The sequence below is a fragment of the Dictyobacter arantiisoli genome, from assembly GCF_008326305.1.
In the GTDB taxonomy this organism is placed as follows: Bacteria; Chloroflexota; Ktedonobacteria; order Ktedonobacterales; family Ktedonobacteraceae; genus Dictyobacter; species Dictyobacter arantiisoli.
Map to the genome: position 1 here is coordinate 24055 of NZ_BIXY01000067.1, position 7189 is coordinate 31243.

General features: G+C 53.6%; 8 protein-coding genes. 6 read left to right on the top strand and 2 right to left on the bottom strand.

From position 1 onward, the window contains the following. The first annotated feature begins 79 nt into the window (after positions 1–79). Positions 80–1225, top strand: a complete 1146-nt coding sequence (locus F1593_RS19405) for an acyl-CoA dehydrogenase family protein (protein ID WP_149403224.1) — start codon at positions 80–82, stop codon at positions 1223–1225. 5 nt (positions 1226–1230) lie between these two features. Here F1593_RS19405 and F1593_RS19410 read toward each other — a convergent pair whose 3' ends face one another. Continuing rightward, entirely contained in the window at positions 1231–2331 is a 1101-nt protein-coding gene (locus F1593_RS19410; RefSeq protein WP_172632260.1) for an MGDG synthase family glycosyltransferase, read from the bottom strand. A 287-nt stretch (positions 2332–2618) separates the two neighbouring features. On the opposite strand from F1593_RS19410, the gene F1593_RS19415 reads away from it, so the two are divergent. Then, entirely contained in the window at positions 2619–3098 is a 480-nt protein-coding gene (locus F1593_RS19415; RefSeq protein ID WP_149403226.1) for an Rrf2 family transcriptional regulator, read from the top strand. Positions 3099–3305: 207 nt separating this feature from the next. Next, positions 3306–4544, top strand: a complete 1239-nt coding sequence (locus F1593_RS19420) for an MFS transporter (protein ID WP_149403227.1) — start codon at positions 3306–3308, stop codon at positions 4542–4544. A 145-nt stretch (positions 4545–4689) separates the two neighbouring features. Here F1593_RS19420 and F1593_RS19425 read toward each other — a convergent pair whose 3' ends face one another. Continuing rightward, positions 4690–5046, bottom strand: a complete 357-nt coding sequence (locus tag F1593_RS19425) for a winged helix-turn-helix transcriptional regulator (RefSeq protein WP_149403228.1) — start codon at positions 5044–5046, stop codon at positions 4690–4692. A 418-nt stretch (positions 5047–5464) separates the two neighbouring features. Here F1593_RS19425 and F1593_RS19430 point away from each other — a divergent pair, with 418 nt between their 5' ends. The 3 genes from F1593_RS19430 to F1593_RS19440 all read left to right on the top strand — a co-directional run. Beyond that, positions 5465–6058 (top strand): NADPH-dependent F420 reductase, encoded by a 594-nt coding sequence (locus F1593_RS19430; protein WP_149403229.1) that lies wholly within the window; start codon positions 5465–5467, stop codon positions 6056–6058. A gap of 51 nt (positions 6059–6109) precedes the next feature. After that, positions 6110–6874, top strand: coding sequence for an SDR family NAD(P)-dependent oxidoreductase (locus F1593_RS19435; RefSeq protein ID WP_149403230.1), 765 nt, complete (start codon positions 6110–6112; stop codon positions 6872–6874). 97 nt (positions 6875–6971) lie between these two features. Next, on the top strand, positions 6972–7189 hold a 218-nt coding region (locus tag F1593_RS19440; protein WP_172632262.1), incomplete at its 3' end, for an NAD(P)-binding domain-containing protein.

Below are 7189 nucleotides of genomic sequence, written 5' to 3' on the forward strand. Positions count from 1 at the left end.
TTGCATGTTGTTTCAATATATGTTATCACTATTAGGAACGCACTTTTATGTCTGGTGAGATGAATAAGGAGCATTTTTGATGAAATTCGATCTCAATGAAGAGCAAGCGGATATTCGCAATATGGTGCGGCGCTTTACCGAGCAAGAAATCACTCCACAGGCAGCTTCCTGGGATGAGGAGAGCTATTTTCCACGCGCTCTTTTTTCTCAGATGGCGGCCCTTGGCCTGCTGGGGATGGCGGCTCCTGAGGATGTGGGCGGCCTGTTGCTGGATCGCTTGACAAGTGCCCTGGTCTATGAGGAACTGGCGCGTGGCGATATGGCGATTACAGTGAGCCTGGGTGTGCACAATATGGTTACAGGAACATTGGTGCGTTTTGCGAATGAGGAGCAGCGTCAACGCTGGTTGCCGCAACTGGCAAATGGGACGTTGTTGGGTGCGTTCTCTTTGAGCGAGGCGGAATCTGGCTCGGATGCGGCCAGTCTGCAATGCCATGCAGAGCCACAGGAGGACAGCTATCTGATCAATGGCACCAAGCTATGGGTGACTAATGGTGGTGAGGCGGATGTCTATCTGGTGATGGCGCGCAGTAGTGCTGGCCGGAAAGCGGCAGGCATTACCTGTTTTATTATTGAGAAGGGGATGGACGGTTTTACCTTTGGCAAGTTGGAGCGTAAGATGGGTTTGCACGCTTCTCCCACGCGTGAGCTAATCTTTACCAATTGTCGGGTGCCAGCGTCACACTGTCTGGGCGAGGTGGGACAGGGTTTTAAGATTGCTCTATCCGCTCTGGATGGTGGCCGGGTAAATGTGGGGGCAATTGCGGTTGGCGTGGCGCAGGCCGCGTTTGATGTCTCTTGTGCCTATGCCTCTGAGCGCACACAGTTCGGCAGTACCATCGGGACTTTTCAGGGCATTCAGTTTATGCTGGCGGATATGGCGATGAAGATTGAGGCAGCTCGTTTGCTGGTCTATGAGGCAGCTTATAAGATGGATCAGGGCGTGTCTGCAAGTATGTATGCCTCCATGGCAAAGTGCTTTGCAACCGATATGGCGATGGATGTCACCACCAATGCGGTGCAGATCCTCGGCGGTGCGGGCTATGTGCGCGATTATCCGTTGGAACGCTATATGCGTGATATCAAAGTCTCACAGATCTTTGAGGGCACCAATCAAATTCAGCGGATGCTCATCGCTCGCGCACTCTTAAATAATCTCCATTGAGCCTACTAACGGGGCTGCAAGAGTTGTTCCAGGATTGGCACAATCAGAGCGGTCTGATTGGTATTATATTGTTGATACTTTGCGACTGCGTCTTCCATTTCGTGGAGGATCTCACGCTGGCTGACCAGCTTTTGGAGTAAAGTAATCTGTTCATCAATGGTAAGCGCGACCCAGCCCAGGCGATGCTGGCGGATAAACGCCAGATTGGCCTTTTCTTGTCCAGGAATATACGTTGTGGCAATAAAGGGCTTGCCGAGCGTTACAGCCTCAAATAACATATTAGGACCAGCCTTACCCATAATCACATCCGCCGCCGCCATGTAGCGAGCGATATCTTTGGTAAACGATAATGGATAAATATTGGACACGTGCTTGAATTGCTCTTGCAGGCTATAATTGGTTCCGGTTGCCAGAATAATCTGGATAGTGGGATCAATACTGAGCAGGCGTTCCACGGTCCGCCCAAAGCGTGCCGCGCCCTCACCGCCTCCCTGTAAGAAGATCGTGAACTTAGCGGGATCGAGATTGAGACCCTGTAGTGTTTCATCCCGCTGGCTGGTATCGGTATTTACAAATTGCATGCGTACCGGCCAGCCGACCTGATGGAGGCGCTTGACTTCAAAACCTGCGCTGATAGCCTGCTCATAGGTCTCATTGGTGGGGGCCAGGGTTGCGTCTGCCCGTTTCTCCGTGAGCCAGGATGCATGAACATCTTTGGGATCGGTGAAGAGCATCGTGAAGGGGATGTTCATCTTCTGTTGCTTGAGCCACTGTACCACCTCATAGGTCAAATAGGGATACGTCGTGATGATAAGATCTGGTTGCAAGCGCTGGATCGCCGCTCCTAGCTTTTTAGCTACCAGCCGCGCGAAGATGCGATGGGTAAAGTGCGAGCGTTGAGGTGTATTGAGAAATTGGAATTCGGTGGACCAGAGCCAGAGTGCGTAACGACTAAGCAAGCGATAATGCCAGTGGAAGAAACTGGATTGTGGATCGAGCATTTCAATGGTTGTGTCAGCATCTTGCAGGCAGTCGCGCAAAGCTTCTGCCAGACTGATATGGCCTCCGCCAGTTTTTGAGGTGAGAATTAAGATTGTACGCGTCATTCGCTGCTCTTTTCTCGCGCCCATGGCGCTCATCATACTTATCCCGCCAGCATCCTCACCATAGTCCCTTCCCCCTCGCTCGCGTCGTGGACACATCATGTTGCGGTCTAGATAATCAGGACTATAACATATTTCTTTTCATCTGACTATTATTTCTCCTTTTTTTCTTTACACTTCTTGACAATACCTCATATTGTAACTATACTTCTTACATCCAGTTGTAACAAAGTACGTTACAATGCGAGGCAGAAGCATATTGGCGTGTCTGCAAAAGGGAGGTAATAAGTATGAGTGCCAATAGTCGTTTAACATTAGCCGTCCATGCACTTACCTGGATGGCACAACCCGTGCATCTTGATGAGTTTGCCACTTCAGAGCAGATTGCTCATAGCGTGAACACAAATCCTGTGATTCTGCGTGGGCTATTGGGTATGATGGCGAAACAGCAATTGGTGAGCGTGCAGCGTGGAAACAATGCAGGTTGGAAGCTTGCGCGGAAACCAGAGGAGATTACGCTACTGGATGCCTATCGCGCAGTCAAGCCAGATCCCCTCTTCTCGCTGCATCATACACCTCCGAATCAGTGCTGTATCATTGGTTATGGCATCAGCCCAACCCTGCAAGAAGTATATGCACATGCCCAGCAAGCGCTGGATCAAGAACTGGCAGGCACAACTATTGCCGACATTTTGCGTGACACAATTGCCCGACAGCGACAAGCCAGGGAAGCCTTGCCGTTGCCAGATGCGGAACTACAATATACATGAACCAGATGGTGAAAAGTCGGTGCGCCTGTGCGCACCACATATTCATCATGCGACAAACAGGAAGTGTATGGTTCGTTTTTTTGCTTTTCATTGTAAGCAAAGATGTTACAATGAGGAAAAACCCGGGGAGACGATGAATCATATATTCCTTTATTCATTCATGTAACAGAAAAAGAGTATAGCGAGAATAAAGGAGTGTTCTTTCGCATGTCACAACCTATTGCAGCGGCTGCACAACAGCCCTCGGCCAAAATCAATCGGCGTATCTTCCTTCTGGCCCTGGGCATGTTTGCTCTGGGCACGGATGCTTATGTTGTATCGGGTGTTTTAGCCGTGATCGCCAAAGAGAGCAGAGTTACGGAAGGATTGGCCGGACAGTTGGTCACCGCCTTCTCTCTGACCTATGGATTGGGTTCGCCCCTTCTGGCAGCCCTCACTGGCCGTATGTCGACTAATCGTGTGTTGATTGGCTCTCTGGGTCTTTTTTGTCTCGCGAACGTGGCATCAGCCCTCTCACCTGTTTTCCCTGCCTTGATGGTAACCCGTGTGCTGGCTGGCTGTTTTGCCGCTACTTATGCACCATTAGCCTATACCGTTGGTATATCGCTCGCGCCACCTGCCAAACGTGGACAGGCTCTGGCATTGGTCGTAATTGGATTGACCGTCGCGACCGCCCTGGGCGCACCATTGGGTACCTATGTTGGTGAGCACTTTGGCTGGCGTATGTCTTTCGTCCTGGTTGCAGGGTTGGCCGGGATCGCCTTTCTCGTGCTTCTGCTCAGTGGTTTGCCAAAAGCTGCCGCGCCATCAGCTCTATCATTAAAGGCTCGTCTGGCTCCCATTGCGCAACCACGCATAGTATTGGCCCTCTTGCCATCGCTCCTCTGGAATTTAGGAGCATATACATCCTATACCTATATTGCTCCTCTCTTGCAACAAAATTTGCATATCCTGGAGATCAGTGGATTGCTGGTGGCCTTTGGCGTAGGAGTGGTGATTGGGAATTGGTCTGGTGGGCAATTGTCAGATCGTTTCGGACCAAATCGTCCGCTGGTGATTTTTCTGATCGTGCTGGTGTTTGTACAGATTATTCTCTCACTGGCAACTACCACCTTTGTTGGCGCGCTGGTGATCCTTTTTATCTGGGGCGTATTGCTTTCGGTCCTTTTTATTCCGCAGCAACATCGCTTATTAAGTATCGCTCCAGAGCATGCCAATGTAATCCTGGCTTTGAACAATTCCGCCTTCTATCTGGGTATCGCCGGTGGGGCCGCGCTGGGTGGAGTGGCGTTGCGTGTGGTTGCCGTTACGCAGCTTAACTGGATCGGCGCAGGCTTTATCCTGCTGGCTCTCCTGATCCTGGGACTCAGTATACGCTTAAATGGACGCAAAGCCCCAGCGCGCCAGGACGTGGAGACGAAAGAGGCATTATTATTGCCTGAATAATCAAAACCCTTTTGTGTCGTCTTCGGTGGCAGCCAGAAACCAACGTAGCGGCCCTCTCATCATTCGATCAAAACCGCGTTGGCTTCTGGCCCGCCTCCATCCATCCAGATGCGTCGCTTTCTTCTCTGGAACGATACCCCCTCTTCTATCGCTCCAGACTCAACTCAAATAACCCCATAGTCAATCCCTCTCGGTTCGCGATCTCTGTTCCCAATATACACAGTGGCTTGCAAGCCTCGGCGAGGGCTATTCCACCTTCGGTGAGCGAGTAGACCACCTTCGGAGGGACTTCCAAGAAGTCCTGCCGAATCGCGATGTTGTCCGCCACCATCTCTTTCAGCTCCTGGATGAGCATCTTCTCGCTGACTCCCCCAACGAGCCTTCGCAACTCGCCGAACCGTTTGGGTCCGCTGGCGAGGTTCCACAGGACGAGAAACTTCCACTTGCCCTCGATCAGTTCGAGAACGACATCCAGACCACAGGAATAGTGTGTCTTCTTCATACCCGGTAACTCCTTCCCCCTTCTCAAATGGTGAGGACCTCCACAGAGAACAGCACAGGGCACCATTCTCCCTTCCTCGGAAGCAACGGCAAAGAGCGGTCCTCACAAACCCCTCCATGTGCCTTTTTTCGAGCAATTTGAGCCCAAATGATACTTACTAAAAAGTCAGTACTTGTCATAAGGAAATCCCTCTTCTATACTCTATCACAGTGGTTGAGGAAACACAAAACGCATGTCTCTCAACCAGGAAAACAAAAAGGACATCATCTCAACATGACGGGTGCGGATCTGATGAACGACGGTGGCGTCGGCCAAGTCTGATGTCCGAAGGTCATGTCAACTACTCGTCGGGACAGACTGGAGCGGGCGTTCGCCCAGGCGATAGCCCTGTTTTCGACGACTATCAAAGGAGCATTCAATGAGCTATGCAATTATCGGGCTTGGCAAGATTGGGACGGCCATCGCCCAGGCGTTCGCCCACCAGGGGATCGAAGTCGCCGTTGCAGGCAGGCGGCCCGTGGACGCGCTGGCAGCGCAGATTGGCCCGTCACTCATCCCCCTGCGGGTAGAGGACGCAGTCAAGGCTGACATCGTCATCCTGGCCATGCCCTTCGCCGCCCACCGGGAGATCGCGCGGGCTGCCGAAAGCTGGCAAGGAAAGATCGTCATCGACGCTACCAATGCGTTTGGCGTCCCACCCGAGGAGCTGGGCGGACTGCCCTCAACCGCCGCCATTGCACAGGTGCTGCCCGGCGCGAAGGTGGTGAAGGCTTTCAACCATCTGCCAGCAGGCGTCCTGGCCCAAGAACCGACGACACCCCAGGGGGGCCGGCGGGTCGTGTTTCTCGCCAGCGACGACGACGCGGCGAGCGCCTCGGTGGCAGCCCTCGTCAACAGGCTCGGCTTCGCGCCGATCGAGCTGGGGAAGCTCGGCGAGGGCGGGCTGCTCGTCCAGGCACGGGGCAACACGTGGGGCCAACTCATTTTCCAAGACGTGGCCAAGTTCGACTAATCGAAATTTTAAATCCGTATCAACAAATACAACGATAAAAAGAGAAAACATATGAGCAACAACAACGGACAAAAATTAGCAGGAAAAGTAGCTGTCATCACAGGCGGCAGCACGGGCATCGGACTGACCACGGCCCAGCGCTTCGTTGACGAGGGTGCCTACGTCTTCATCACAGGACGACGGCAAGTTGAACTAGAGAAGGCCAGGGCCCTCATCGGCAAGAATGTGACGATTGTCCAGGCTGACGCTGCGAACCTCGATGACCTCGACCGTGTCGCTGCGGCAGTAAGAGCCGAGAAGGATGTCGTCGACATCATTGTGGCGAACGCGGGCTTCGTGGAGCAGGTCCCGATCGACACCCTCACGCCTGAGCATTTCGACAAGACTTTCAACCTTAATGCCCGCGGCCCCGTCTTCCTGGTGCAGAAGTTGCTGCCGCTGATGTCACGCGGCGGGTCGATCATTTTGGTCTCGTCGGCCATGCACGTCATGGGCATTCCTGGTCATACCACCTACGCGGCGACCAAGGCAGCGTTGCGTTCCTATGCCCGCACCTGGGCTGCGGAATTTCAGGATCGCGGCATCCGCGTCAACACGCTCAGCCCCGGTGTAACCGACACCCCGATTCTCGACTCTCAGGTGACAACCCCCGAAGAGCGCGAGTCTCTGGTGAACAGGTACCTGAGCATGATCCCGATTGGTCGACTCGCTCGGGCTGAGGAGATTGCCAACGCGGCGCTCTTCCTGGCGTCCGACCAGAGTTCCTACATGACGGGTGCGGATCTGATGAACGACGGTGGCGTCGGCCAAGTCTGATGTCCGAAGGTCATGTCAACTACTCGTCGGGACAGACTGGAGCGGGCGTTCGCCCAGGCGATAGCCCTGTTTTCGACGACTATCAAAGGAGCATTCAATGAGCTATGCAATTATCGGGCTTGGCAAGATTGGGACGGCCATCGCCCAGGCGTTCGCCCACCAGGGGATCGAAGTCGCCGTTGCAGGCAGGCGGCCCGTGGACGCGCTGGCAGCGCAGATTGGCCCGTCACTCATCCCCCTGCGGGTAGAGGACGCAGTCAAGGCTGACATCGTCATCCTGGCCATGCCCTTCGCCGCCCACCGGGAGATCGCGCG